The 25,332-nt window shown below is 52.5% G+C and carries 22 protein-coding genes and 1 pseudogene; 13 read left to right on the forward strand and 10 right to left on the reverse strand.

Features of this window, described 5'->3' with window-relative positions:
* Window positions 1-12: 12 nt before the first annotated feature.
* Both FDX19_RS24035 and FDX19_RS24040 read right to left on the reverse strand, forming a co-directional pair.
* The gene (locus FDX19_RS24035; protein WP_124021484.1) at window positions 13-255 is read right to left on the reverse strand and encodes a sigma-S stabilization anti-adapter protein IraP; all 243 of its coding nucleotides are present in this window, start codon (window positions 253-255) and stop codon (window positions 13-15) included.
* Window positions 256-503: 248 nt separating this feature from the next.
* Window positions 504-1,700 carry a multidrug efflux MFS transporter gene (locus FDX19_RS24040; protein WP_137384663.1) on the reverse strand — a complete coding sequence of 399 codons (1,197 nt, stop codon included), beginning with the start codon at window positions 1,698-1,700 and terminating at the stop codon, window positions 504-506.
* A gap of 301 nt (window positions 1,701-2,001) precedes the next feature.
* Between FDX19_RS24040 and ddlA the strand changes: the two genes are divergently transcribed.
* Window positions 2,002-3,096, forward strand: a complete 1,095-nt coding sequence (gene ddlA, locus FDX19_RS24045; RefSeq protein WP_137384664.1) for a D-alanine--D-alanine ligase — start codon at window positions 2,002-2,004, stop codon at window positions 3,094-3,096.
* A gap of 22 nt (window positions 3,097-3,118) precedes the next feature.
* Here ddlA and FDX19_RS24050 read toward each other — a convergent pair whose 3' ends face one another.
* The gene (locus FDX19_RS24050) at window positions 3,119-3,340 is read right to left on the reverse strand and encodes a DUF2754 domain-containing protein (protein WP_137384665.1); all 222 of its coding nucleotides are present in this window, start codon (window positions 3,338-3,340) and stop codon (window positions 3,119-3,121) included.
* Between the two features lie 263 nt (window positions 3,341-3,603).
* On the opposite strand from FDX19_RS24050, the gene FDX19_RS24055 reads away from it, so the two are divergent.
* A complete protein-coding gene (locus tag FDX19_RS24055; protein WP_048212467.1) occupies window positions 3,604-3,927 on the forward strand; it encodes a YaiY family protein in 324 nt (107 codons plus the stop codon).
* Here FDX19_RS24055 and FDX19_RS24060 read toward each other — a convergent pair.
* Together FDX19_RS24060 and sbmA are read right to left on the reverse strand one after the other, a co-directional pair.
* Window positions 3,912-5,015 (reverse strand): DUF1615 domain-containing protein, encoded by a 1,104-nt coding sequence (locus FDX19_RS24060; protein ID WP_137384666.1) that lies wholly within the window; start codon window positions 5,013-5,015, stop codon window positions 3,912-3,914. The genes FDX19_RS24055 and FDX19_RS24060 overlap by 16 nt on opposite strands.
* A gap of 14 nt (window positions 5,016-5,029) precedes the next feature.
* A complete protein-coding gene (gene sbmA, locus FDX19_RS24065) occupies window positions 5,030-6,250 on the reverse strand; it encodes a peptide antibiotic transporter SbmA (protein ID WP_137384667.1) in 1,221 nt (406 codons plus the stop codon).
* Window positions 6,251-6,631: 381 nt separating this feature from the next.
* On the opposite strand from sbmA, the gene ampH reads away from it, so the two are divergent.
* The 3 genes from ampH (at window position 6,632) to FDX19_RS24080 (ending at window position 10,748) form a co-directional block, all read left to right on the forward strand.
* A complete protein-coding gene (ampH, locus tag FDX19_RS24070) occupies window positions 6,632-7,789 on the forward strand; it encodes a D-alanyl-D-alanine-carboxypeptidase/endopeptidase AmpH (RefSeq protein WP_048212469.1) in 1,158 nt (385 codons plus the stop codon).
* A 156-nt stretch (window positions 7,790-7,945) separates the two neighbouring features.
* A complete protein-coding gene (gene hemB, locus FDX19_RS24075; RefSeq protein ID WP_137384668.1) occupies window positions 7,946-8,920 on the forward strand; it encodes a porphobilinogen synthase in 975 nt (324 codons plus the stop codon).
* Window positions 8,921-9,032: 112 nt separating this feature from the next.
* The gene (locus FDX19_RS24080) at window positions 9,033-10,748 is read left to right on the forward strand and encodes a lysophospholipid acyltransferase family protein (protein ID WP_137384669.1); all 1,716 of its coding nucleotides are present in this window, start codon (window positions 9,033-9,035) and stop codon (window positions 10,746-10,748) included.
* Between the two features lie 58 nt (window positions 10,749-10,806).
* On the opposite strand, the gene tauD is transcribed toward FDX19_RS24080, so the two are convergent.
* The 4 genes from tauD to tauA are packed head-to-tail and all read right to left on the reverse strand — an operon-like array spanning window position 10,807 to window position 14,221.
* The gene (gene tauD, locus FDX19_RS24085) at window positions 10,807-11,658 is read right to left on the reverse strand and encodes a taurine dioxygenase (protein WP_137384670.1); all 852 of its coding nucleotides are present in this window, start codon (window positions 11,656-11,658) and stop codon (window positions 10,807-10,809) included.
* A complete protein-coding gene (gene tauC, locus FDX19_RS24090) occupies window positions 11,655-12,482 on the reverse strand; it encodes a taurine ABC transporter permease TauC (RefSeq protein ID WP_137384671.1) in 828 nt (275 codons plus the stop codon). The genes tauD and tauC overlap by 4 nt, the downstream gene beginning before the upstream one ends.
* Complete coding sequence (tauB, locus tag FDX19_RS24095; RefSeq protein ID WP_137364707.1) at window positions 12,479-13,246, reverse strand: taurine ABC transporter ATP-binding subunit; 768 nt, start codon at window positions 13,244-13,246, stop codon at window positions 12,479-12,481. Before tauB ends, tauC begins: the two co-directional genes overlap by 4 nt.
* A gap of 12 nt (window positions 13,247-13,258) precedes the next feature.
* Window positions 13,259-14,221, reverse strand: a complete 963-nt coding sequence (tauA, locus tag FDX19_RS24100) for a taurine ABC transporter substrate-binding protein (protein WP_137384672.1) — start codon at window positions 14,219-14,221, stop codon at window positions 13,259-13,261.
* A 343-nt stretch (window positions 14,222-14,564) separates the two neighbouring features.
* Between tauA and FDX19_RS24105 the strand changes: the two genes are divergently transcribed.
* The 8 genes from FDX19_RS24105 to FDX19_RS24140 all read left to right on the forward strand — a co-directional run bounded on the left by FDX19_RS24105 (window position 14,565) and on the right by FDX19_RS24140 (window position 24,745).
* Entirely contained in the window at window positions 14,565-15,194 is a 630-nt protein-coding gene (locus FDX19_RS24105; RefSeq protein WP_137384708.1) for a response regulator transcription factor, read from the forward strand.
* The gene (locus tag FDX19_RS24110; protein ID WP_137384673.1) at window positions 15,194-16,735 is read left to right on the forward strand and encodes an MASE1 domain-containing protein; all 1,542 of its coding nucleotides are present in this window, start codon (window positions 15,194-15,196) and stop codon (window positions 16,733-16,735) included. Before FDX19_RS24105 ends, FDX19_RS24110 begins: the two co-directional genes overlap by 1 nt.
* Window positions 16,736-16,819: 84 nt before the next feature.
* The gene (gene uhpC, locus FDX19_RS24115) at window positions 16,820-18,112 is read left to right on the forward strand and encodes an MFS transporter family glucose-6-phosphate receptor UhpC (RefSeq protein ID WP_137384674.1); all 1,293 of its coding nucleotides are present in this window, start codon (window positions 16,820-16,822) and stop codon (window positions 18,110-18,112) included.
* A complete protein-coding gene (locus tag FDX19_RS24120; protein WP_137384675.1) occupies window positions 18,109-19,140 on the forward strand; it encodes an ABC transporter substrate-binding protein in 1,032 nt (343 codons plus the stop codon). The genes uhpC and FDX19_RS24120 overlap by 4 nt, the downstream gene beginning before the upstream one ends.
* Before the next feature lie 68 nt (window positions 19,141-19,208).
* Window positions 19,209-21,287 (forward strand): iron ABC transporter permease, encoded by a 2,079-nt coding sequence (locus FDX19_RS24125; RefSeq protein ID WP_137384676.1) that lies wholly within the window; start codon window positions 19,209-19,211, stop codon window positions 21,285-21,287.
* A gap of 11 nt (window positions 21,288-21,298) precedes the next feature.
* On the forward strand, window positions 21,299-22,345 hold the full coding sequence (gene fbpC / locus FDX19_RS24130) for a ferric ABC transporter ATP-binding protein (protein WP_137384677.1): 1,047 nt from the start codon (window positions 21,299-21,301) through the stop codon (window positions 22,343-22,345).
* Window positions 22,346-22,539: 194 nt separating this feature from the next.
* Window positions 22,540-23,271, forward strand: a complete 732-nt coding sequence (locus FDX19_RS24135) for a hypothetical protein (protein WP_249357598.1) — start codon at window positions 22,540-22,542, stop codon at window positions 23,269-23,271.
* 7 nt (window positions 23,272-23,278) lie between these two features.
* Window positions 23,279-24,745: a PAAR domain-containing protein gene (locus tag FDX19_RS24140; RefSeq protein WP_137384678.1), complete on the forward strand. Its 1,467-nt coding sequence runs from the start codon at window positions 23,279-23,281 to the stop codon at window positions 24,743-24,745.
* A gap of 435 nt (window positions 24,746-25,180) precedes the next feature.
* Here the strand turns inward: FDX19_RS24140 and FDX19_RS25575 are convergent.
* Window positions 25,181-25,303, reverse strand: a pseudogene (locus FDX19_RS25575) (hypothetical protein); the annotation flags it as partial.
* Window positions 25,304-25,332 lie beyond the last annotated feature (29 nt).

Genomic DNA, 25,332 nt, shown 5'->3' on the forward strand with positions numbered 1-25,332 from the left:
TCTGCAGATATCTCAACACGTTTTAGGTACGTTTTCGCCAGCACTGTGCATCGTCGTCAGAAATGCGGGCATTTGACTTACCCCTGCCAGCGCGTCTTCTATTTGACGAATCAGGGTTTGCTGCTCATTTGTTGCCATGTTGCGCAGCATTTCCATGATGACCCGCTCTAACGTTGCGACTTGCACGGCCAGGTCTTGCGACTCTTCTTCTTTTTGGGCGAGCTTAAGTAACAACTCAGTGATGAGATTTTTCATTTTCGTATTCCCTTAACCAAATAAAGGCCACGTTATCACTAAGACTCACGACTTCCTAGAGGATGAAAGTTGTATTTATTGCAGAAATAAAGCGTTTTGCGAAAACAATCACAACACAAAATAAGGGGGAATGACGCTTTCTGCAGAATAATTCAATATAAAAGGGTAAGGAGATTAATAGTCACCCGGATATATAATCTTCAATTATGGATTAACAACGCGGGCAACCCGCGTTGTTAATCCGCCATTCAGCGAGCGAGACGCCGGCGTCGCAACGCGATAGCCAGTTGCCAGATATTAATAAGCACAATGCTCGCGGTAGCGATAAAGACCCAGCGGAAACCCGCCATGGCCGACACGGTTGCCCCCATCAAGGGTCCGGCAACGTTCCCAAGGTACATAAACGACTGGTTATACCCAAAGATGCGCCCGGTAATCTGCTCGCTGGAGTATTTCACTAATAGCGTTTGCACCGCAGGCAACATCGCGCCATCGGCAAAGCCGAGCAGAAAACGCAAAATCCCCAGTTGCAACGGCGTGGTAACCCACGACATAGCGAAAAACAGCACCACCGCGAAGATTAAGGTCGCCATTAAAATCCGTTCAGTACCAATTCTGTCACCCAACTTTCCAAGACGTGGCGCTGAAATCAAAGCGGATATGCCGGGAACCGAGGCAATCAGCCCGCTGAGAAAAGCAATATTTGAGCTATCTGGCACCATCGATTTGATAAACAGCGCCAGAATGGGGCCAATTGAGCCGTTACACAGTTGAATCACCATGGTGGTAAAAAACAGGCTAATAACCAGCACGGGATAAGGTAACGAAGCAAAAACAGCTTTTCCGCTTAAACGCTCGCTTTTTTTAATCGTCGGTCGGACACCCTCTTTAATTAAGAACAGCGTGACCAAAAAACTCACCACCAACAGCGCGGCGGTAATACAAAATACCGCACGTAAGCCAACATGGTCGGCAATAAAACCCCCCATCAGCGGCCCGCCAATCACCCCACTAATTTGCGCCGTTGAGAGCGTACTCAACGCCCAACCACTGCGTTCACGCGGGACTTGCGACGCCACCAACGCCATCGCATTAGGAATATATCCCGACGTTAACCCCATCACTCCTCGCAGCAGAAAAAGCTGCCAGACGTTAGTGGCAAATGCCTGCAGCAAAATGGCAATGGCCATGCCCAGAGAGGCCCGTAACAGCATCAGCTTACGCCCTTTACGGTCAGCTAAACTGCCCCACATCGGTGAAACAATGGCAGAAATAAGAAACGTGACGCTAAACGTTAGCCCGGACCACATTGAGAGCGCTTCGTGCGAGGTGACTCCCAGTTGGGAGATATAGAGCGGTAGAAAAGGCAGGATTTGGCTGATCGCCAGTCCGGTGAAAAAGCAACCGAACCACACGGAAATAAGGTTAACTCTCCAGGATTCCATAAGGACTCATAACGGTAAGTAGCTGAAAACTGCGAGCAGCTTAACAAATTGCGCCTGCAAACGAGGGTCCAGAGGTGCGATGTTTCACAGTTTAGTATTTTATCTCCCCGCTCATCATATTTGTGATATTCATCACATCAAACCCACATTACACACAGGGGATTATGCTTCGAACATGCCCTGTGGGTTTGTGCGTATTCATTCCTGAGGAATCCACCAAAACAATCTGCCAGAAGCCGAGGAATCCTGCGTTTTGTCGTGGTAATGTATGTGCTTTGCATTCAAGGAATGGGTTTTTAAGATGGCAAAGTTGCGAGTAGGAATCGTATTTGGTGGTAAATCAGCGGAACATGAAGTGTCATTGCAATCGGCAAAAAATATTGTCGATGCCATCGACAAGACTCGCTTTGACGTTGTGCTGTTAGGTATTGATAAACAAGGGCAGTGGCACGTGAGCGATGCCAGCAACTATCTGCTCAACGCTGACGATCCGGCACACATTGCGTTGCGTCCTTCCGCGACCAGCCTGGCGCAGGTACCGGGTAAACAAGAACAGCAACTGATCGATGCGCAAAACGGTCAGCCACTGCCTACGGTCGATGTTATTTTCCCTATCGTGCACGGCACGCTGGGTGAAGATGGTTCACTGCAAGGCATGCTGCGCGTGGCGAATTTACCGTTCGTCGGGTCCGATGTGCTGGGCTCTGCGGCCTGCATGGATAAAGACGTCACCAAACGTCTGCTGCGCGATGCCGGATTAAACATCGCGCCATTTATTACGCTCACCCGCGCCAATCGCAATGCCATCAGCTTTGCTGAGGTCGAATCGCGTCTGGGCCTGCCGCTGTTTGTGAAGCCAGCCAATCAGGGATCATCCGTTGGCGTCAGCAAAGTCACCAGCGAAGCGCAATACGACCAGGCTGTAGCACTGGCGTTTGAGTTCGATCATAAAGTGGTGGTGGAACAGGGAATCAAAGGCCGCGAGATCGAATGTGCGGTATTGGGGAACGATCACCCGCAGGCCAGCACCTGCGGCGAGATCGTCCTGAACAGCGATTTCTACGCCTACGACACCAAATATATTGACGATAACGGGGCCAAAGTCGTGGTTCCGGCGGCGATTGCGCCAGAAATTAACGACAAGATCCGTGAGATCGCTATTCAGGCCTACCAGACGCTGGGTTGCGCCGGGATGGCACGGGTGGATGTGTTCCTGACCGCAGAGAATGATGTGGTGATCAACGAGATCAACACGCTGCCGGGCTTTACCAACATCAGTATGTATCCCAAACTGTGGCAGGCCAGCGGCTTAGGCTATACCGATCTGATCACACGTCTGATCGAGCTGGCGCTGGAGCGCCACGCAGCCGATAGCGCGCTGAAAACCAGCATGTAAAAGCAGACAGGATGCCCGATAACTATTGGGCATCCTTGACGTCTTCATCCTCATCGACACGGCGGCGAATAATAAGTCCCGCGAGCCAAAAGCTAATCACCCACGTAACCAGCCCCACCGCATAGGTTTGCCATCCTTTCGCTTCAAACCCCAATAACCCCACCACGCCATTCAGAATAAAGATCAGCCCAATGGCAAACGCGTAATAGTGCCAGTCGCGGCGAATTTTTACAGGCAGATTCATAACAGCTCCGGTGGAAGTACATCGTTGAGCAGCATCCTCGCACATTTCCCTGCGAGCGTCTGCGTCCTGTGCGGAAATTCTGAAATGTGAGTTAATTTAACTTAAGGTTACATATTTGTGACGCTCAACAAAAAACCAAAATCCAGGAATAATCTCTACCTGAAATTACCATCATTCTGATATTGACAATCCCGATCACCTGTCAGACTCACTGTCAGTTACTGGTATGGCATCGACAACGCAGGATATTTCTGGAGGTCTCTATGGCTGATTTTACGCTCTCAAAATCCCTGTTTAAGGGCAAGCATCGAGATACCTCCTCTCTGCCCGGCAACATTGCGTATGCCGTTTTTGTGCTGTTTTGCTTCTGGGCCGGAGCTCAGGTTTTAAATCTGTTAGCCCATGCGCCCGGTATCTATGAAGAACTGATGCAGCTACAGATGCAAGAGACCGGACGCCCGCGCGTTGAAATTGGCTTAGGCGTCGGCACCCTGTTTGGACTGATTCCCTTCCTCACTGGATGCCTTATCCTTGGCGTCATCGCGGCGGTGGTGCGCTGGCGCCATCGTCATCACAACGATGACTGACCCATACACTTCGCCCGACGATCGTCCACGCGTTTAGCAAACCATGCCGTGGTCAAATTACGCGTAATCTTCGGGCTTTCCAGTTGAATACCTGGCAGCATTTCCCGTGGTAACGCTTTTCCTGCCTTCGCTTCCGCCAGCTTATACATCTTCTCGTACAGCGCGGTGTCCTCAAAAGCCAGGCTGTCGCCTTTTTGCAACTGACGATGGATATCGCTCTCACTCATCCCCAGCTTCCCGGCAAGCTTGCGTACCGCCAGCTCCGTTTTCCCCGGTTCTTTGCTGTTGTAGAGAATCAAATCCCCATCCAGCGCCAGCTTCACACCACTGGCTTTGCTGACGGCATTCTGAAACGCCGCATTACGGCTGGCGTACCATCCCGCATTAAAATCCGCGAAACGGAAGATGGGTGCGCTATAGTTCGCCGGGTAATTCAGCAAGTGATACGTGCCGAACCAGAGTCCGCCGCGCAGGGTGAAGACCTCCTGACGTACCGTTCCTTCCATTTTCCACGGATATCCGGAAGTATGCTGTTCGGCAAACGCAATGCTGACCTGCATCGGTCCCCCGGTATGCACCGGGTTGAGCGAACCAAACAACGTCTGTCCCATCGGCACCATATTGATGAAATCATCAAAAATGGCGCTAAGCTGCTTTTCCGTCTTCACTGAATCCAGACGCTCGCTGTAGCTTTTCCCATTTGGCGAGTTAATCTTCAGTGCGGTATGAACCAAAAACACCGGAATATGCATACGCTCGGCGCGACGGTCAATCTCTTTCCAGGCTATTTTGCTTAAATTCGGGACAACCGGATCGGCCTGATAGTTGGACTCCTGCTGCGCCACCGCCAGCACCGAACAGATATTTTCAATCGTCGGCGCCAGCTTCTGACTGGCAAACGTTTTCGCCAGGTCCTGCGCCCACGCGTCCCGGTCTTTCACACTGGCAGGCATTTTTTGCCGCACCACGCTCGCCACATCGACGGCTTTCTCCCCCTTTTTTAATGGCTGCGCGGGTTGGCTACTACACCCCACCAGCACCAACGCCGCCAGACCAGACCAGGGGTAAAGACGGGAAACCGTCGACATAACATCTCCTTTTGTTAGCTAAGCGTATGGGTAACAGCCTGAATTTCCTGACCATCCAGTTCACGCTCGAAGCTACGCAGACGCTTATAGATAGACATCAGCTCAACCAGCGTCGTCCACGAATTAATCAAATACTGGAACGAACCGCGTACCTGACCAAACACGTTGGTGATTTGCGTCATCAGACCGAGCGTAATCGTACCGGCAACAATCGATGGAAACAGCAGGAACAAGCCGAAAACGTTATCAACCTGCAGGTAAAGAATACGGGCAATATTGAAGTACATATAGTGAAAATAGAGGCGAAAATAGTTTTGACGCACCGCGTGGAACAGCTCGCGAACCGTCGGCGGCGTCGCGCGATTACCATCATCTTCACCGTACACCAGCTCTTTACGGTACGCCGCTTCCACTCGCTGATTTTTGAACTCCAGCCCAGGCAGTTTGATCCCCACCACAGCCAGCAGCCCGGTCCCCATCAACGACCAGACAATCGCGGCAATCACCAGACCGTAGGGAATATGCCCAACAATCGGCAGATCCGGGACATGCGCAGAGAGCGTAACCAGTACCGGCAGGAAGGCAATCAGCGTCATAATCGCATTAATAAAACTCACGCCCATGTCTTCCAGCGTGGAAGCGAAACGCATGGTGTCTTCCTGCACACGCTGCGCCGCACCTTCGATATGACGCAGATGCTGCCAGTGCGCCATATAATGTTCGTTCATCGCGGTACGCCAGCGGAAGACGTAATGGCTGACGAAGAAGTTATTCATCACGCCAATGACGACGGCAATCAGCGCAATCCCGAGAAAGATCCCCACTTCCTGATAGAACTGCTCAATCTTCACCTTATGCGGCGTGCTGAGCGCGGTTTGAATCAGGTCATAGAACGGCGCATACCAGGCGTTGACGGCGACGCCGACTTCAACCAGAAACCAGGTAACGAAGATAATCAGCGAGGTACCGAGTATCGACCAGTACTGCCAGCGGTGCGGACTGTAGAGAAACCAGAACAGCGCAAACACGCCAACACACAGAATGTAGTACGCATAAAAAATCAGATAATCCAGCGACCAGAATCGCGCTGCGCTAATCGGTACATCCCCCGATGCGCCGGTAATCTGTGCAACCCAGGCGCCCCCACCCGCCTGCCAAAATACAACAGCGACCAGTGCCCAAATAAATGCCGAAATAAAGAACGGCCCCGGCTTTGGGAAAAAAGACTTAAACATAGTGCTCTCCTGCTAACTTCTTATCGTTATGACGACTGCTGTGCATTTGCCACGGTGGTTTACCGCGACAAGACGGCTTACGCCCAAAAAACACAAGCTGAAACCGACAATTGTGACCAGAACCGACGCACTTAGTTCGCTATCTGGTTTTGTAGAATTGTTTCTGCGGTTTTCACACCGACAGCGTTCCGGCATGTTCAGATTATTACAGCGTGAGATCACAAAAGCGAACATCCACTCTCCGGGAAAAGCCCACGTTTACTCATCGTTACGTTTTTCCCACTATCATTGGCTGATAAGCGCTTTGCAATATGCCAACGAGTAGTATAAATACGCATACGCACGTCATCTTTTACTTCCTCTAACTCATGGACACCACCGTTGAAACGTAGTCTGCTTTTTTCTGCCGCGCTGTGTGCGGCGTCATTGACATCTGTCCAGGCGGCACAGCCTATAACCGATCCCGTCTTTGCCTCTGACATCGTCGACCGGTATGCCGATCATATTTTCTACGGCAGCGGAGCGACAGGGATGGCGCTTGTGGTGATTGATGGTAATCAGCGCGTGTTTCGTAGCTTTGGTGAAACGCGCCCCGGCAATAATGTTCACCCGCAGTTGGATTCCGTCATTCGCATCGCGTCGTTGACCAAATTAATGACCAGCGAAATGTTAGTGAAATTACTCGATCAGGGCACAGTAAAACTCAACGATCCATTGAGTAAATATGCACCACCAGGCGCACGCGTGCCGACCTATCAGGGAACGCCTATTACGCTGGTGAATCTGGCAACGCACACCAGCGCACTGCCACGCGAGCAGCCTGGCGGCGCGGCAAAACGCCCGGTCTTTGTCTGGCCGACTCGTGAGCAACGCTGGAGCTATCTCTCTACCGCAACGCTAAAAGCCGCACCAGGCTCGCAGGCCTCTTATTCAAACCTGGCGTTTGACCTGCTGGCCGATGCGCTGGGAACCGCGTCCGGCAAACCTTATCCGCAGTTGTTTGAAGAGAAAATCACCCGACCACTCGGGATGAAAGACACCACCTTTACCCCGTCACCCGATCAGTGCGCACGCCTGATGGTCGCGGAAAAAGGCGCCAGCCCGTGTAACAATACGCTGGCGGCCATGGGCAGCGGCGGCGTCTATTCTACCCCCGGTGATATGATGCGCTGGATGCAACAGTATCTCTCCTCTGATTTTTATCATCGTAGCCAGCAGGCCGACCGGATGCAGACGCTGATTTATCAGCGTACGCAGTTAACCAAAGTGATAGGGATGGATGTTCCGGGCAGAGCCGATGCGCTAGGGTTAGGCTGGGTCTATATGGCGCCGAAGAATGGACGACCAGGCATTATTCAAAAAACCGGTGGCGGCGGTGGCTTCATTACTTATATGGCGATGATCCCACAGCAAAACGTCGGGGCCTTTGTCGTGGTGACCCGCTCCCCGTTGACCCGCTTTACCAATATGAGCGACGGGATCAACAATCTGGTGAGCGAACTGAGCGGCAACAAACCGCAAGTGATTCCCGCATCCTGATTCAGCACGCCACAGGCAACGGGTTGAAAATCTCCCGTTTGCCTGTGTTCACAAACGCTTTCCTGGCGGATGCGGCATAAAGGCAACTTTCATAAACTCCCTTGCATCAGGTTCAGGTATACTACGGCCTTCGATTTCACAAACATCAGGCATACCATGACAGACCTAATCCAACGCCCTCGCCGCCTGCGCAAATCACCTGCGCTGCGCGCTATGTTTGAAGAGACAACACTCAGCTTAAATGACCTGGTGTTGCCGATCTTTGTTGAAGAAGAACTCGACGATTACAAAGCCATCGAAGCCATGCCAGGCGTGATGCGCATTCCGGAAAAACATCTGGCACGCGAGATTGAGCGCATTGCCAACGCCGGCATCCGTTCGGTGATGACCTTCGGTATTTCCCACCACACCGATGACACCGGCAGCGACGCCTGGAAAGAAGACGGGCTGGTGGCGCGCATGTCGCGTATCTGTAAGCAGACCGTACCGGAAATGATCGTCATGTCCGACACCTGCTTCTGTGAATACACCTCGCACGGCCACTGCGGCGTATTATGCGAGCACGGCGTTGATAACGATTTAACCCTGGCTAATCTTGGCAAACAGGCGGTGGTTGCCGCCGCTGCGGGTGCTGACTTCATCGCCCCTTCCGCCGCGATGGACGGCCAGGTGCAGGCAATTCGCCAGGCGCTGGACGCCGCGGGCTTCACCGATACCGCGATCATGTCCTACTCCACCAAGTTTGCCTCTTCTTTCTACGGCCCATTCCGTGAAGCCGCAGGCACCGCGCTGAAAGGCGATCGTAAAACCTATCAAATGAACCCGATGAACCGCCGTGAAGCGATCCGCGAATCATTGCTGGATGAAGCTCAGGGTGCAGACTGCCTGATGGTCAAACCGGCTGGCGCATACCTCGATATCCTGCGCGATATCCGCGAGCGCACCGAGCTGCCGATTGGCGCTTATCAGGTCAGCGGTGAATACGCGATGATCAAATTCGCGGCGATGGCGGGTGCTATAGATGAAGAGAAAGTGGTGCTGGAAAGCTTAGGCTCGATCAAGCGCGCTGGCGCGGATCTGATTTTCAGCTACTTCGCACGCGATCTGGCTGAGAAAAAAATCCTGCGTTAATTCCTTTCAACGCCCCGCACTGCGGGGCGTTTTATCATAAAACGTCACCAAACCGCCATCTAACCGACACATCGCCCTTCTACTGTCACAAAAGGACAGAGGAGGAGCCGCTATGTTTAGTCTCGACAATGTCATCGACGACCTGTGGCCAGAGGCGAGGCCCGCCCCGTGGCAAAAAAAAGTACTGAGAAAACTGTTACATGAAGAGGAATTCCAACAGTTTGCCGCTCATCACCGCCATCTGAAAGGGTTAGATACCGTCGAACAGGTGCTGGAGCACCTCAACATTCACTGTCAAATTCCGGTCCGTAGTCTGGAACAAATTCCCGAACAAGGGCCGCTGGTTATCATCGCCAACCACCCTACCGGCACACTCGACGGCCTGGCCCTGCTGTACGCCGTCTCTCGCGTTCGCCGCGATGTTAAAGTCGTCACTAACCGCATGCTCACCCATCTCGAACCGCTCAGTTCGCTGTTTATTCCGGTGGATAATATTAATGGCCGCACCGCTAAAGCGGCGCTACAGCTGATGGACCGACAGTTGCAAAACGGCGGTGTGCTGATCTTCTTCCCCGCCGGTGAGGTTTCGCGCATAACCCGGCGCGGCATTCACGATAAAAAATGGCACTCCGGCTTTATTAAGCTCGCCGCCAAATACCGCGCACCGCTCTTGCCTGCATGGATTGAGGCACGCAACAGTACGCTGTTTTATGCCAGCACTCTGGTGTCGCAAAACCTGCCGATGCTGTTGTTAATGCAGCAGATGTTCCGCCGCCGTAACAGCAACCTGCCGGTGACCATTGGCGAGCAAATTGCGTGGTCGACATGGTGCAACCCGCAAACCACGCCGCGAGAAATGACTGACAAGTGCTACCGGCACGTTCAGCTACTGGGGAAAGGACAGCCGGGCGTCTTCAAAACTGAAAGCGCGATCGCTCGCCCGGAACCTCGTGCCCTGCTCAAGCGCGAGCTACACCAGGCCGAGTGCCTGGGACGTACAGCAGACGGTAAGGTTATCTATCTCTGGCAACGTAACGGTCAGGAAGAGGTTCCGTTGCTCCGTGAGCTGGGTCGTCTGCGGGAAATCGCCTTCCGTGCGGTAGGTGAAGGCAGCGGCAAACGCCGCGACATCGACAGTTATGACGATGACTACCTGCATCTGATCCTGTGGGATGAAGATGATCTGGAGATCGTCGGCGCCTACCGCTTTACGCCGACCGCACTGCAGATGGAAAAGCGCGGGCTGGACGGAATTTACAGCTATAGCCTGTTTCATTACGACGAACGGATGGACGATATCCTCCAGCACGGCATTGAGCTGGGGCGCAGCTTTATTCAGCCACGCTACTGGGGACGCCGCGGGTTGGACTATCTGTGGTCCGGCATCGGCGCGTATCTGGCGCGCCATCCACACTATCGCTACCTGTTTGGCCCGGTCTCCATTTCTGGTGGGCTACCGCCTTCGGCCCGCGATCTGCTGGTTGCCTTTTATCGCCTGTGGTTTCCGGCAACGCATCCGCTGGCGGAGTCGCGTCGACCGTACCCGGCTTCGTTACCCGACGCACTGGCGCAGTTTGGCGGGGAAGATTACAGCGAAGACCTGACGCGACTGAAATCGCTGCTCGGCAACCTTGGTTGTGGTATTCCACCACTCTACAAGCAATATTCCGAAGTGTGTGAGCCAGGTGGCGTACAGTTTATCGACTTTGGCAGCGACCCGGACTTTAACAACTGCGTGGATGGCCTGGTGCTGGTGGATTTAACGTATCTGAAGGCAAATCGCTACCAGCGGTATATCGAACCGCATTTGGTTTCACAGACAGAATAAGACGTTTGCGCCGCCATTCGGCACGGTACCGCAGCGTGCCGAACGGTGTAATTCTCTGTTACGACGCACGGTAGAACGGCTTATCCCCTAAAATCGTGGCCCGATGCATAATGCGCCGCTGCGGCAGATAATCCGCATTGGCGTAATGCTGTGTCACGCGGTTATCCCAAATCGCCACATCGCCAGGCTGCCAGCGCCAGCGCACCTGAAACTCTGGTTTAGTGACATGCGCAAACAGGAACCCGAGTAGCGCTTCGCTCTCTTTCTCCGTGACATCCACAATCCGCGTAGTAAATCCCTCGTTCACAAACAGCGCCTGTTTACCGCTTACCGGATGCGTTCTCACCACCGGATGCAGCAACGGGGGATGTTTGGCGACCGCTTCCAGCCAGCGCTGGTGCTCTTCTTCCGTCTTACGGTATTTATACTCCTGGAACGATTTGCGGAAATCATGCTCTGCCCGCAGGCCGCTCAGCAACTGGCGAAACGGCTCAGAGAGCGCCTCATAAGCGGCAATCCCGCTGGTCCACAGCGTATCGCCTCCGGTCGAAGGCAGCGTTTTTGCGGCCAGAATGGCCCCGGCTGGCGGCGTGTCGATAAAGGTCACATCGGTGTGCCAGTTATCGTTATCTGGCGGATTATCGTTGTGAGTATCCAGCACGATAATCTCCTCCACGTCTTCGGCATGCGGGTAGACCGGATGAATATGCAGATCGCCAAAACGCAGCGCCAGCGCTCTCTGCTGCTGCGGCGTAATCTCCTGCTCACGCAGGAACACCACCTGATGGCGCAGCACCGCATGATAAAGCTGCTCAAACTGGTTATCGCTTAGCGGACGCGTCAGGTCCGCACCGGAAATTTGTGCGCCAATATACGGCCCCAGCGGGGTAATGTTCAGACGTTCACTCATTGTACTTCTCCATGCCAGGGCGTCAGACGACGCTGAAGCGCGCGCAAACCCAGTTCTAAAATAAAGGCGATAACGGCAATGACCGCGATCCCCGCCAGCACCACATCGGTTGCCAGAAATTCACCGGCGGACTGGACCATAAAACCCAAACCTCGCGTGGCGGCAATCAACTCCGCGGCCACCAGCGTTGACCAGCCGACACCCAGCCCGATGCGCAGCCCGGTCAGAATTTCAGGTAATGCGCCGGGTAAAATAACAAACCACAACACCTGCGCACGGCTGGCCCCCAGTGATTGCGCGGCGCGTACTCTTACCTGCTGCGCGCTGCGGACACCGGCCAGCGCCGACATCGCAACAGGCGCGAAAATCGCCAAGTAGATCAATAAGATCTTGGAGGTTTCACCGATACCAAACCAGATCACCATCAGCGGTAAATAGGCCAGCGGCGGAACCGGGCGGTACAATTCAATGATCGGATCGAGAATGCCGCGAATTGTCGGGCTCAGGCCCATCGCGATCCCGACCGGAACGCCCAGCAGCACGGCGGCCAGCAGGGCGATGACAATTCGCGCCAGGCTCGCTGCCAAATGTTGCCACAGCGTGGCATCCATAAATCCTTGTGGCCCGGCGATGGTGATCAACTTTTGCAGTACCTGACCGGGCGCTGGCAAAAACAGCGGGCTGATTAATTGCAGCGCTGCCACCGTCCACCACACCGCCAGAATGACGACCAGCGTACTAAGGCTTAACGTTATCTGACGTGAAAACGGCCAGCGCCAGTTCAGCGTGCGCTGTCGCGGTTTATCATTAATCACTACGCTCATGAGAACGCCTCCCGTTGCGCAAAGACGCGGCTTAACACGTACTCGCGCATGGCAATAAACTGCGGATCGGACTTAATACTGCGGCTCGCTTCCCCGGCCACAAAGCGCCGGGCAAAGTTAAGCGGCAGACGCTCCATCACCCGACCAGGGCCGGATGAGAGCAGCACCAGCTCGGTGGCCATAAATACCGCTTCTTCAATATCGTGCGTAATTAACAACACCTGTTTGCCGGTCTCATGCCAGAGCTTCAGCAGCAGGGTTTGCATCTGCTCGCGGGTAAACGCGTCGAGCGCACCAAACGGTTCATCGAGCAGCAGGAGCTGTGGATTAGCCGCCAGCGCCCGGGCAATGCCAACACGCTGACGCTGGCCGCCAGAAAGCTGCCAGATAAAACGTTTTCCGGCACCGTCCAGCCCCACTTTCTGCAACATCTCCTGGGCGATACGCTGACGCTGCACTTTCTCTACCCCTGCCAGTTGCAGACCAAAGGCCACATTATCCTGCACGTTACGCCAGGGCAGCAGACCTTCGTTCTGGAATACCACCCCGCGTTCCGCGCCCGGCCCCTCCACCTTCTTACCTGACAACGTAATGCTGCCGTGCTGATACGGCACGAACCCGGCAATAAGATTTAGCAGCGTGGTTTTACCGCAACCGGAAGGCCCGAGTACCACCAGCAGTTCGCCGCTATCAAGCGTCAGGTTGATATCGTCCAGCACCGGTTTTCCACCGTAGCTGGCGGCGAGATGAGAGATTTGCAGCATCAGCGCCTCCTTTTATTGCACGAAGCGATCGGTAACGTACTGGCTGTAATCCGTCGCGACAGCAGGCACTTTGCCCTGCTCTTTGAGGAACTGCGCAGTATCGACAATCGCTTTGTTTACCGGCCCGGTAAGCTCGGCGGTTTGCTGTTGCGCAGTCAGGTAGGTATTCCCTTTCACCAGCCCCGGCACATCCGCCTCCGGCACGCCGCTTAAACGCGACAGCTTGCTGATATTCTCCGGCTGTTTCAGCCATTCATCGGGGTTAGCAATATAGGGTTGCTGCGCATCAATCGCGCTTTTGGCAAAGGCTTTCACCACCTCGGGATGTTTCTCGGCGAAATCTTTGCGCACCACCCATACGTCCAGCGTCGGCGCGCCCCACTCGCCAACCGTTTCAGAATCGGTTAATACTTTGCCCTCTTTTTCCAGCGCATTGACGGCCGGCGCCCAGACGTAAGCACCATCAATATCGCCACGCTGCCAGGCGGCAATAATTGCCGGCGGCTGCAGGTTCACAATCTCCACCTGACCGGGTTTGATACCCCAGTGTTTCAGCGCAGCCAGCAGGCTGTAATGGGTGGTGGAAATAAACGGCACGGCAATGCGTTTGCCGATCAAATCCTCCGGCTTACTGATATTTTTCTTCACTACCAGCGCTTCAGAGCTACCCAGTTTTGACGCCAGCAGGAAAACTTCAATAGGTACCTGCTGACTGGCAGCGACGGCCAGCGGGCTGGAGCCGAGATTGCCAATCTGCACATCGCCGGAAGCCAGTGCACGCACGATGCTCGCCCCGCTGTCGAATTTTCGCCAATCAACGGTGGCCCCGCTCTGTTTAGCAAAGGTGTTATCCGCCTGCGCCACTTTGGCCGGTTCGGCGGAGGTCTGATAGGCGACAGTGACGTTGACCGCCTGTGCCTGAAATGCGATGAATGTCAGTGCGGCAAGAAGTGTGTTACGCGATGAAATAACCATGATTGTCTGCTCCCCTGTCTTGTTATGGAGGCAGTATTTCGTTGCGGCACAATTTGATAAAGGAATTAAAAATTCTGGCTAAGAACAAAGCGTTTTTAGAAAAAAAGCGGCAATGCTTATACACAAAATCATTCAAGATGCGTCGAGGCGGCAAGGGAAGAAATCCCCAGGAGCATAGATAACTATGTGACTGGGGTTTCTGAGTGCAGCCAACAAAGAGGCAGCTTGAAGGATGACGTGTATTGCGATTTTGTTACATTCGTTACATAACTGCACCACGATGATTGCCAGCGTGACGCTGGCAGGCATCATAGATATCCTTGTCAGGCAAGAGAGCAATATCATGATTCATGTTGTGCTGGTGGATGACCATGTGGTGGTGCGTTCCGGCTTTGCGCAATTACTCGGTCTTGAAGAGGATCTCGCCGTTATCGGCCAGTACAGCAGTGCGGCAGAGGCCTGGCCGGCATTACTGCGCGAGGACGTCAATGTCGCGGTCATGGATATCGCCATGCCGGATGAAAATGGTCTGAGTCTGCTAAAACGGCTGCGGGCGCAAAAACCCGGCTTTCGCGCCATTATTCTCAGTATTTATGACGCGCCGACGTTTGTACAAAGCGCGCTGGATGCCGGGGCCAGCGGTTATCTGACCAAACGCTGTGGGCCGGAAGAGTTGGTACAGGCGGTGCGCTCAGTCGGTATGGGAGGCCATTACCTGTGCGCCGACGCGCTGCGGGCGTTACGCGGTGGTGAGCAACCTGCACAGGTGCTGGAGGTATTAACCCCGCGCGAACGCGAAGTGTTTGATCTGCTGGTCAAAGGTGACAGCGTGAAAGAGATCGCCTTTAAGCTCGACCTCAGTCATAAAACGGTCCACGTCCACCGCGCGAATGTACTGGGCAAGCTGCAATGCCACAGCACCATCGATCTGGTGCATTTTGCCCTCGACCACCAGCTATTAACGGGGCATTAATGTCGCGTAACCTTCGGCATTGGGTTATTTCTCTGTTTATTCTGCTGGCCTGGGGTTCGGGCTGGCTGATGCTGTGGACGCTAGGGTTTTACCTGACCCATAACGGTCAGCAGGCGGCATTATTTCTGCCGCACGGCGTGTATCTCGCGCTCTTGATCCTGCTGCCTCGCCGCTACTGGCCCGCGCTGGTATTGCCGCCGGTGTTGATCCTGTTCTGGCTGCACAACGAACAGTTACTCAACGGTTATCTTCTGCTGGCCGCACCGCTGATAAGCCTGATACCGGCCAGTATCGGTCAATCATACTGGCACCGCTTCCCGCTCTACTGGCAGCGGCTCACCTTGCTGCTGGCCGCCGTGACGGTCACGTCGCTGCTTAATACCGCGCTGCTGTCTCCCTTTATTCAAAGCCCGGCGACGTTAATCGGTCTGGCGTCGTTTACCGGTGGTGTGCTGCTCACCCCGTTTGTCTATCTGATCTATGAATTTTTGCGCCAGCAGCACCGCTATCATTTGCTCGGGCTGGATACCACCAATCCCCCGCTGCGCACCTCGCTTATCATCTGGTGCAGCCTGTTCTTTATTATTGGTATCGGCACCCAAATGGTACTCTCGCCAGACATCGAACGCCTGCTGCTGATCGTGGTGTTCTTACCGAACGTGGTAATGGCGTGGAAATTCGGCTGGCAGGGCGGCGTGTTGTCCGGATTGCTCGGCAGTATGATGATCACCATCGCCCGGCAAATCGGCGTCGGGTTCAGTAACTTACTGGAGCTGGAAATTTTCCTCGCCACCCAGGCGCTGCTGGGTATAGGGCTGGGAATCGCCATCAGCCGCCAGCAGCATCTGGCGCAAAACCTGCACCATTATCGCCAGCGTCTGGAAAGCGAACTGGCGGCGCGCCGCGCGCTGACCGAACAGCTGATCCGCACCGAAGAAAACACGCGCAAAAGCCTGGCGCGGGAACTGCATGATGAAATTGGCCAGAACATTACCGCCATTCAAATTCAGTCTCAGTTGGTTAAACGTTCGCAGGGCCCTGAGCAAACGCTCGACGCGGCGAACCAGATCAACGATCTTGCCCGGCGAATCCACCACTCGACCCGCCAGCTACTGCGCCAGCTCCGCCCACCCGCGCTTGACGAGTTGTCTTTTAAAGATGCGCTGCACCATCTGGTCAATGAATTTGCCTTTGCCGAACGGGGTATTCACTGCCGGTTTGATTACCGACTGGCAAATACGCCAGAAAATGAAACGGTGCGCTTTACGCTGTACCGTCTGTTGCAGGAATTGCTCAACAACGTCTGTAAACATGCCGATGCCAGCGAGGTATCGATTGCGCTGCGCCAACGGGATCGCTGCCTGTTGCTGGAAGTCACGGACAACGGCGTGGGCATTCTGCCTGAAAAAATTCCCGGCTTTGGTATCCAGGGGATGCGCGAGCGGGTCAGCGCGCTCGGCGGTGAACTGACGCTCGAATCTAACCACGGCACGCGGGTAATTGTTAACCTGCCCACAAATTTGCAACAAACCGCCCCTTAACCAGGAAAAAGTCTTAGTCACTGCGGACTTTCTCTCATCCCCTTTCGCTTTCACTTTCTTATAGTCAGCAAAACGGAGACGACTATGCGTACCGACATCAACCAACAATACCGGACGCTGCGTCCACAGCTGCTGATGTGCATGGTCATCGGGTACGCGGCGTTTTACCTGACGCGCAAAAGCGTTAACTACGTCCTCCCGGCACTGCAAATGGATCTGGGACTGGATAAAAGTGATATCGGTCTGTTGGGATCGCTGTTTTACCTGACCTATGGTTTGTCGAAGTTTACCGCGGGACTCTGGCACGACAGCCACGGGCAGCGCGCATTTATGGGCATTGGCCTGTTTGCCACCGGCGTTTTAAACGTGCTGTTCGCGTTTGGTGAATCGCTGACGCTGCTGCTGGCGGTCTGGACGCTGAACGGATTTTTTCAGGGCTGGGGCTGGCCGCCCTGCGCCCGCCTGCTGACCCACTGGTATTCGCGTAACGAACGCGGCTTCTGGTGGGGCTGCTGGAATATGTCAATCAACATCGGTGGGGCCATCATCCCACTGATTAGCGCCTTTGCCGCCCACTGGTGGGGATGGCAGGCAGCGATGCTGACACCTGGGATCATCAGCATGGCATTAGGTATCTGGCTGACGCTGCAACTGAAAGGCACGCCCCGTGAAGAGGGACTCCCTACCGTTGGAGAATGGCGGCATGACCCGCTGGAGCTGCGTCAGGAGCAGCAAAGCCCGCCGATGGGGCTGTGGCAAATGTTACGCACCACCATGCTGAAGAATCCGATGATCTGGCTGCTGGGGGTGTCGTATGTGCTGGTGTATTTAATCCGTATCGCGCTCAACGACTGGGGCAACATTTGGCTGACGGAAAGCCACGGCGTGAATCTGCTCAGCGCCAATGCCACGGTGATGCTGTTTGAGGTCGGCGGCTTGCTCGGTGCGCTGTTTGCCGGCTGGGGTTCGGATTTGCTGTTCAGCGGCCAGCGCGCCCCGATGATTTTGCTGTTCACGCTGGGGCTGATGGTTTCCGTCGCCGCGCTGTGGCTGGCGCCGGTTCACCACTACGCGCTGCTGGCTGTCTGTTTCTTTACCGTGGGCTTTTTCGTTTTTGGCCCGCAGATGTTGATTGGTCTGGCGGCCGTCGAATGCGGACACAAAGCGGCGGCAGGTTCAATCACCGGTTTTCTCGGGCTGTTCGCCTATCTGGGGGCCGCGTTGGCGGGTTGGCCGCTGTCGTTGGTCATAGAACATTACGGCTGGTCGGGGATGTTCAGTTTGCTCTCGGTTGCCGCTGTCTTTATGGGTTTATTGCTGATGCCGCTGCTCATCGCGGGTATCGCCCCTTCTCTCAGTCAAAGGATAAAACAATGAAACTGACGCTTACCTCTACCCTGATTGCCTCTACTCTGGCGCTGGCTGCCTTCAGCAGTGCGGCACAAGCACAAGGTCGTCTGGTGGTCTATTGCAGCGCCACCAACGAGATGTGCGAAACCGAAACCAAAGCCTTCGGTGAAAAATATGATGTGAAAACCTCATTCATTCGCAACGGCTCGGGCAGTACGCTGGCAAAAGTCGATGCCGAGAAGAAAAACCCACAGGCAGATGTGTGGTACGGCGGTACGCTGGATCCGCAGTCTCAGGCGGGCGAAATGGGTCTGCTGCAACCGTATAAATCACCGAACCTCGAGCAGATCATGGAGAAATTCCGCGACCCGGCAAAGGTAAAAGGCAACCTCTCCTCCGCGGTTTATGTCGGTATCCTGGGCTTTGGCGTCAATACTCAGCGTCTGAAAGAGAAAAACCTGCCGGTGCCAAAATGCTGGAAGGATCTGACCAAACCGGAATACAAAGGCGAAATCCAAATTGCCGACCCGCAAAGCTCCGGTACCGCCTACACCGCGCTGGCGACCTTTGCCCAACTGTGGGGTGAAGATCAGGCCTTTGACTACCTGAAGCAGCTCAATGCCAACGTCTCGCAATACACCAAATCCGGTATTGCTCCGGCGCGTAACGCCGCCCGTGGCGAAACAGCGATTGGCATTGGCTTCCTGCACGACTACTCGCTGGAAAAAGAACAGGGCGCACCGCTGGAGCTGATTTCTCCATGCGAAGGCACCGGTTATGAAATCGGCGGCGTCAGCATCCTGAAAGGTGCGCGCAACGTCGACAACGCCAAACTGTTCGTTGACTGGGTGCTGTCGAAAGAGGCGCAGGAGCTGGCGTGGAAGAAAGGCAAATCCTATCAGATCCTGACCAACACCACTGCCGAGACCTCTCCTAACTCGCTGAAGCTCGACGACCTGAAGCTTATCAATTACGACATGGATAAGTACGGTTCCACTGACGTGCGTAAGGCGTTGATCAATAAGTGGGTTAGCGAAGTGAAGATGGGTAAATAAGCCCACGTTGCGTTCAATTGCCGGGTGCGGTGTAAACGCCTTACCCGGCCTACATTACCGGAAACGCTATGTCACAGACACTTGCACTCCATCCCGTGAAAAAACGGGATGCGATATTCCTTTGGGTTTTGCTCGGCTGGCTGGCGTTTGCCCTGCTGCCAAGCTGGAGCCTGGACTATGGCCTGCTGGAGTCCACGCGCGACGAAATTCTCGACGCCTACAGCTGGTCACATTTCAACATTAGCTGGCTCTGGTATCTGCTGCCGAGCCTGCTGCTGGTGCGTCCGTTTAATGAAGCCCGACGCGAACAGCGCAGTCGCCATTATCTTGACGCGGGCTGGGCATTCTTCTGTATGGCCTTTATCGTTGCCAGCGCCACCCTTGAAGGACGCGGTTTAGGCTATGCCACCATCGTGCTGTTTGTGGTGCTTGGCGCAATCATGACCCTGGCGCTTACTCGTCTGGAATGGCTGGGTGGTGACCGTTTTGTCATCGGTTCGCTCACCGCGATTGTCGCGCTGATCGGTATTTTTATCGTCTGGCCGAGCATCGCCATTTTCATTCCGATGTTCACTAACGACACCGGGGAATTTGCCCCGCTGGCGTTTATGAATGTGCTCTCGCAGGCGCATATCATTCAGGTGATTCTCAACTCGATTATGCTGTCGATTGCCGTTGGTATTGGCTGTACCTTCTTTGGTCTGGTGCTGGCGATCTACACCACCCGCATCGCCAAACGCAGCGCCATTATCGGGCGTATTTTCTCGATTCTGCCGATCGTCACCCCGCCGTTTGTCGTTGGCCTGGGTGTCACCCTGATGATGGGACGCTCCGGCTACATCACCGAATTTATGGTCGACTGGTTTGGCTTAACCAACACCAACTGGCTGTACGGCTTTACCGGCATCTGGCTGGCGCAGGTACTGGCCTTTACCCCGATGGCGTTTATGATCCTCGACGGCGCGATCAAAACCATTCATCCCTCGCTGGAAGAGGCGTCGTACACCCTACGCGCCAGCCGCTGGCAGACCTTTAACGGCGTATTTGTCCCGCTGCTGAAACCGGCGCTGGCGAACGCCTTTTTGATCGTGGTGGTGCAGTCGCTGGCCGACTTCAGTAACCCACTGGTGCTCGGCGGTAACTTCGACGTGCTGGCAACGCAAATTTACTTCTATATCACCGGCTCACAGCTCGACTACCAGGCCGCCAGTACGCTGGGCGCTTTCCTGCTGCTGTTCTCGCTGCTGGTGTTCTGCGTGCAGTACATGTGGATCGGTAAACGCTCGTATGTCACCGTTTCCGGTAAATCCTATCGTGGCGACGTGCAGCCGCTACCGGTCACGCTGGTGTGGAGCGTGGTTGCCCTGCTGGCGGTGTGGATTGCCTTCAACGCCCTGCTGTACGGCAGCATTTTCTACGGCAGCTTCACCGTCAACTGGGGCGTGGACTACACCCTGACGCTGGCGAACTTTACCAAATTGTTCGGCCAGGGAATGAGCGACGGTGCATGGCCTTCACTGCTCGATACCCTGCTCTACGCCGGGATTGCCGCACCGATCACCGCCATCTTCGGTCTGCTTATCGCATGGATTGTGGTGCGTCAGCAGTTCAAAGGTAAGAAGACCATCGAGTTCACCACCATGTTGTGCTTTGCCGTACCGGGCACCGTCGCAGGTGTGTCATATATTCTGGCCTTTAACAGCGCCCCGGTGTACCTCACCGGTACCGCAGCCATCGTGATTATCTCGATGGTGATGCGTAACGTCCCGGTCGGTATCCGGGCAGGTATCGCGGGCTTAGGCCAGATCGATAAATCACTGGATGAAGCCTCACTCAGTCTGCGCGCCGGTTCGCTGCGTACTATTACGCACATCCTGCTGCCGCTGCTGCGCCCGGCAATCCTCTCAGCGCTGATTTACAGCTTTGTCCGCGCCATTACCACCGTCAGCGCCATTGTGTTCCTCGTCACGCCGGATACCCGTGTGGCAACGGCTTACATACTGAACCGCGTGGAAGACGGCGAATACGGCGTGGCGATTGCCTACGGTTCGATTCTGATCGTGGTAATGCTGGCGATTATTTTTATCTTTGACTGGCTGATCGGTGAATCACGTACCTCCCGTTCAAAAGCCAAAAACCAGGCGTAATGGAGCGCACTATGACTCAGAAAAATTTCGTTGAACTGCGCAACGTCACCAAACGATTTGGCAGCAACACGGTTATCGACAATATCAACCTCACCATCCCGCAGGGGCAAATGGTGACACTGCTCGGCCCGTCCGGTTGTGGCAAAACCACCATTTTGCGCCTGGTTGCCGGACTGGAAAAACCGAGCGAAGGGCAGATTTTTATTGATGGCGAAGACGTCACCCACCGCTCTATTCAACAGCGCGATATCTGTATGGTATTTCAGTCCTACGCCCTGTTCCCGCATATGTCGCTGGGGGAGAACGTCGGTTATGGCCTGAAGATGCTTGGCATATCGCGCGCAGAGGTGAAGTCTCGCGTCAACGAGGCGCTGGCGATGGTCGATCTGGAGGGGTTCGAAGAGCGCTACGTCGATCAGATCTCCGGGGGGCAGCAGCAGCGCGTAGCGCTGGCGCGCGCGCTGATCCTCAAACCAAAGGTACTGCTGTTTGATGAGCCGCTGAGTAACCTCGATGCCAACCTGCGCCGCAGCATGCGCGATAAGATCCGCGAGCTGCAAAAACAGTTTGATATCACCTCGCTGTACGTCACCCACGATCAGAGCGAAGCCTTTGCGGTGTCCGATACCGTACTGGTCATGAACAAGGGGCACATCATGCAGATTGGCTCGCCGCAGGATCTCTATCGCCAGCCGGCCTCACGCTTTATGGCGAGCTTTATGGGCGATGCCAACCTGTTTCCGGCGACCTTCAGCGACAACTACGTTGATATCTACGGCTACCATCTGCCGCGCCCGCCGCACTTTGGCACGCAGGGGGAAGGCATGGTCGGCGTGCGCCCGGAGGCCATCACGCTTAGCGATCGCGGCGAAGAGAGTCAGCGCTGCGTGATCCGCCACGTGGCCTATATGGGGCCGCAGTATGAGGTCACGGTAGAGTGGCACGGGCAGGAGATTCTATTGCAGGTTAACGCCACGCGTCTGCAGCCGGACGTTGGCGAACAGTATTACCTCGAAATCCACCCGTACGGCATGTTTATCCTGGCGGATGCGGCATGATTTGTGCCGGACTACGATCAAACAACGGACCAGATAAAATTAATTTGATTATAAAAAAGGAAAGATCACCATAATATATTTATTAAGTGAATGCATGTGATTTTAATTATTTCAAGCCTGAATCATCACGAACTGGATTCAGGCTTTTTTATTCCTTATGCGATCAGCAGCACAGCTTTTATAGAGGAAATAGTTTGTCATCATGCTTTCAACGGATGAGAGAGAGTCAGAAAATGTATTTTTACCGGGAAGAAAATCAGGATACCCAATATATAAGCGAGCACGAATTATGGGTATTGGGTCGTGTCAGTGGAATATACAACAAAACAACGCATAAAAAAGAAGAAATGTTAGAGCCATTGTGGAGGAGATACGATCGAAGTATAGAAGGCATTCTAATTTTTTATTCAAAGATGGAAGCATCAATTTACTCCACTTACTTAGAGAAAAAATTTAATGAAAAGTGGAGCGTATATGCACTGGATGATTTTAATATTGAGGAAATGATAAAAAATAATAAGATCACCAAAAATAGCGATGATTATTATCTGCTGTTGAGTGCGGGATTTTGGGCCGATAAACAATGCAATATTATATATCATGGTTATCATTTGGCTCAAGTTACAATCCCCGTCAAATATACTTTTAGCAGTTTCAGTGAAAATGAAAGACTCCCCACCCTAAAAATACCCAAAAAAGTTACAGATAGATTTCATCAAATGTGGAAGAAAAGATTCTCTGATTTTCTAAGTCATACTCAATCACAATGCAATTATCATAATGACTATTTAAAAGAACAAAGTTTAATAGCTTATAATAATATGCAATTCAAAGAATCCAATAAAATCGAAGATTGTGTTTATATGGCAACATGGGAAAATGACTGGATTTTTTGTAATCCGGAAAATTTAACTTTATTAAAATGAGACTTGTATGGGAATTGCCTATTTTTTAAGAGTGGGAGATAAAACAACCTGCGGTGGTACTATTTTAACAGGTTGTACTAATCATATACTCGACGGACAGCCAACGGCACGACATGGCGATAGCTATATCTGTGGTAAAGATAAAAAACTCTACCACATAGCAGGAGGGCAACCAGGTTATTTTATACATGGTGTTCAGGCTGCCGGAACAGCACATAGCGTTGGCACATGCCCTTGCAAATGTCGATTTATTAACTCAATTTCAAATGTCAGTTATTTCTATGAGAGTGAAGTTCTCTCCACACCTAAACCAGTCACAAACAGAGTGGTCTCTGTAACGCCGCAGAACGCACCAAAACCGCTCACGATGGCACATAGGCCATATTGTCCGGCTGAAGCTGAAGAGGATAAACCGCCTCGTGAGGCTGTAGATGCGGGATTTTGTGTATTACCCTATGAGGCTAAACCATCAACATATGAACCGTATATTTTTATTAATCCCCCCGATGGTACGAGAGAGCTATATCACAAACTGAATCCTGATATAAAAAAACAGCCTGGTTCAATTCTGATTGTTGTAGATCCTGAAAAACAAGATCAACATCAGATTAAAGTATTACAAAAAGCACGAGATCGAATTGATAAAGCTCTGGCCCCACTTACCTTACAGGATGCAAAGTTATTGCATGATAACAAAGGCGCCGTGGATGCATTTTCACATCAACTTTTCGGTAATTATTTAGGAAATGCTGGAGATGGTTTTGGATATATTAGTGAGATAGGTAAAAGTTATTACGAAGAAATAAAACAAATATTAATTGAAATTCAGGAGTTATATAAAGATACGTACACCCATAACAAAGGAATCATATCTGGGGAGGAATTTTTTGGTCAACGAGCAAGACTGTTTGAAAAATTAAATGTTATCTTAAATAAATTCTCCAAAACCCATCTTAATCTGGAAGAATATAATAGTATTAAAAAAGCTTTAGGTTTATCAACAAGCTCAATTATGCATAAATGGGATAAAACTGGAGTGGATAATATAGAGGGCTATGCTACATATATTGAAAATTCAGCAAAATTAGTTAAACTGATGAAAACCGTTGGTTTTGTTGGCATAGGTTTAGATTTCGCTGGATATACATCAAATATTTATGATGCCTGTGCAAAAGGCCGTGAAAGTGCATGCAAAAAAGCCGCTATTACTGAATATAGTAAATTTGGATTCAAACAGGCTAGTAGTATGCTTACTGGTCTGGCGGCTGGACGTGCAGCAAATGTGGTTTGTACGTGGGTATTAGGGCTTTCTACTATAGAAGCTGGAGGGGTCGGTGCTGCACTGTGTTTTGCTACAGGGGTTGGTGTTACTATTGCGTCAGGTAAGATTGCAGAAAAATATGGCGAGGACGCTGGTGAAAAATTAGGTAATTATGTAGGAGATCATATTATATATGATAATATTTTTCATTGAAAATGATGAGATTATAAAAAACTTAATTTGCCTTGCGTTTGTATTTGATTTTTTAATATTCATGATATGTTATTTTTACAATAAAAAAGCATACGAAAAAATAGTTGACATATACGAGAAAGAGATAGGTCCCCTACCGCTTTCAGCAAAGTTATGCAAAGATGCAAGTGTTTTTGCTACTCCATATTTATATAATACGAAAGTTAGTTTTATAACCAGAAGCTTAAACTTTAAATACCATAAGCATTTACATCACGGTATAAGTATAGAAGGGTATAATCTAATAAGAAATCTTCCAACAAAATTAACACTAGGATTTAGAATTGAATCATTGTCATTATTGATTTGCATTCCAATAATGATCGGTTTTTTTATCATTTTCTAAATAAAGGGACTCCAATGGAGTCCCTTTATTTAATTTTACTTCAATGCACCCTATATCTGGTCAACAATCCGGTCGTAAGAAGCAACAGGTAATAACCCACTCACAAAAACGTTTGGATTTGCTTTAAGGCCTGCTACGAGTGAGTGCGGTCTATTACCTAAAATCACAATAGCCGTATCGTCACATCATTCACTGTAGAGCC

This window comes from Citrobacter sp. wls619 (assembly GCF_005281345.1).
Lineage (GTDB): Bacteria > Pseudomonadota > Gammaproteobacteria > Enterobacterales > Enterobacteriaceae > Citrobacter.

Bases quoted from the DNA above. Each gene is read 5' to 3' on its own strand.
- FDX19_RS24035 (WP_124021484.1), bottom strand. From the start codon at position 255: ATGAAAAATCTCATCACTGAGTTGTTACTTAAGCTCGCCCAAAAAGAA.
- FDX19_RS24040 (WP_137384663.1), bottom strand. From the start codon at position 1,700: ATGGAATCCTGGAGAGTTAACCTTATTTCCGTGTGGTTCGGTTGCTTT.
- ddlA (WP_137384664.1), top strand. From the start codon at position 2,002: ATGGCAAAGTTGCGAGTAGGAATCGTATTTGGTGGTAAATCAGCGGAA.
- FDX19_RS24050 (WP_137384665.1), bottom strand. From the start codon at position 3,340: ATGAATCTGCCTGTAAAAATTCGCCGCGACTGGCACTATTACGCGTTT.
- FDX19_RS24055 (WP_048212467.1), top strand. From the start codon at position 3,604: ATGGCTGATTTTACGCTCTCAAAATCCCTGTTTAAGGGCAAGCATCGA.
- FDX19_RS24060 (WP_137384666.1), bottom strand. From the start codon at position 5,015: ATGTCGACGGTTTCCCGTCTTTACCCCTGGTCTGGTCTGGCGGCGTTG.
- sbmA (WP_137384667.1), bottom strand. From the start codon at position 6,250: ATGTTTAAGTCTTTTTTCCCAAAGCCGGGGCCGTTCTTTATTTCGGCA.
- hemB (WP_137384668.1), top strand. From the start codon at position 7,946: ATGACAGACCTAATCCAACGCCCTCGCCGCCTGCGCAAATCACCTGCG.
- FDX19_RS24080 (WP_137384669.1), top strand. From the start codon at position 9,033: ATGTTTAGTCTCGACAATGTCATCGACGACCTGTGGCCAGAGGCGAGG.
- tauD (WP_137384670.1), bottom strand. From the start codon at position 11,658: ATGAGTGAACGTCTGAACATTACCCCGCTGGGGCCGTATATTGGCGCA.
- tauC (WP_137384671.1), bottom strand. From the start codon at position 12,482: ATGAGCGTAGTGATTAATGATAAACCGCGACAGCGCACGCTGAACTGG.
- tauB (WP_137364707.1), bottom strand. From the start codon at position 13,246: ATGCTGCAAATCTCTCATCTCGCCGCCAGCTACGGTGGAAAACCGGTG.
- tauA (WP_137384672.1), bottom strand. From the start codon at position 14,221: ATGGTTATTTCATCGCGTAACACACTTCTTGCCGCACTGACATTCATC.
- FDX19_RS24105 (WP_137384708.1), top strand. From the start codon at position 14,565: ATGATTCATGTTGTGCTGGTGGATGACCATGTGGTGGTGCGTTCCGGC.
- FDX19_RS24110 (WP_137384673.1), top strand. From the start codon at position 15,194: ATGTCGCGTAACCTTCGGCATTGGGTTATTTCTCTGTTTATTCTGCTG.
- uhpC (WP_137384674.1), top strand. From the start codon at position 16,820: ATGCGTACCGACATCAACCAACAATACCGGACGCTGCGTCCACAGCTG.
- FDX19_RS24120 (WP_137384675.1), top strand. From the start codon at position 18,109: ATGAAACTGACGCTTACCTCTACCCTGATTGCCTCTACTCTGGCGCTG.
- FDX19_RS24125 (WP_137384676.1), top strand. From the start codon at position 19,209: ATGTCACAGACACTTGCACTCCATCCCGTGAAAAAACGGGATGCGATA.
- fbpC (WP_137384677.1), top strand. From the start codon at position 21,299: ATGACTCAGAAAAATTTCGTTGAACTGCGCAACGTCACCAAACGATTT.
- FDX19_RS24140 (WP_137384678.1), top strand. From the start codon at position 23,279: ATGGGAATTGCCTATTTTTTAAGAGTGGGAGATAAAACAACCTGCGGT.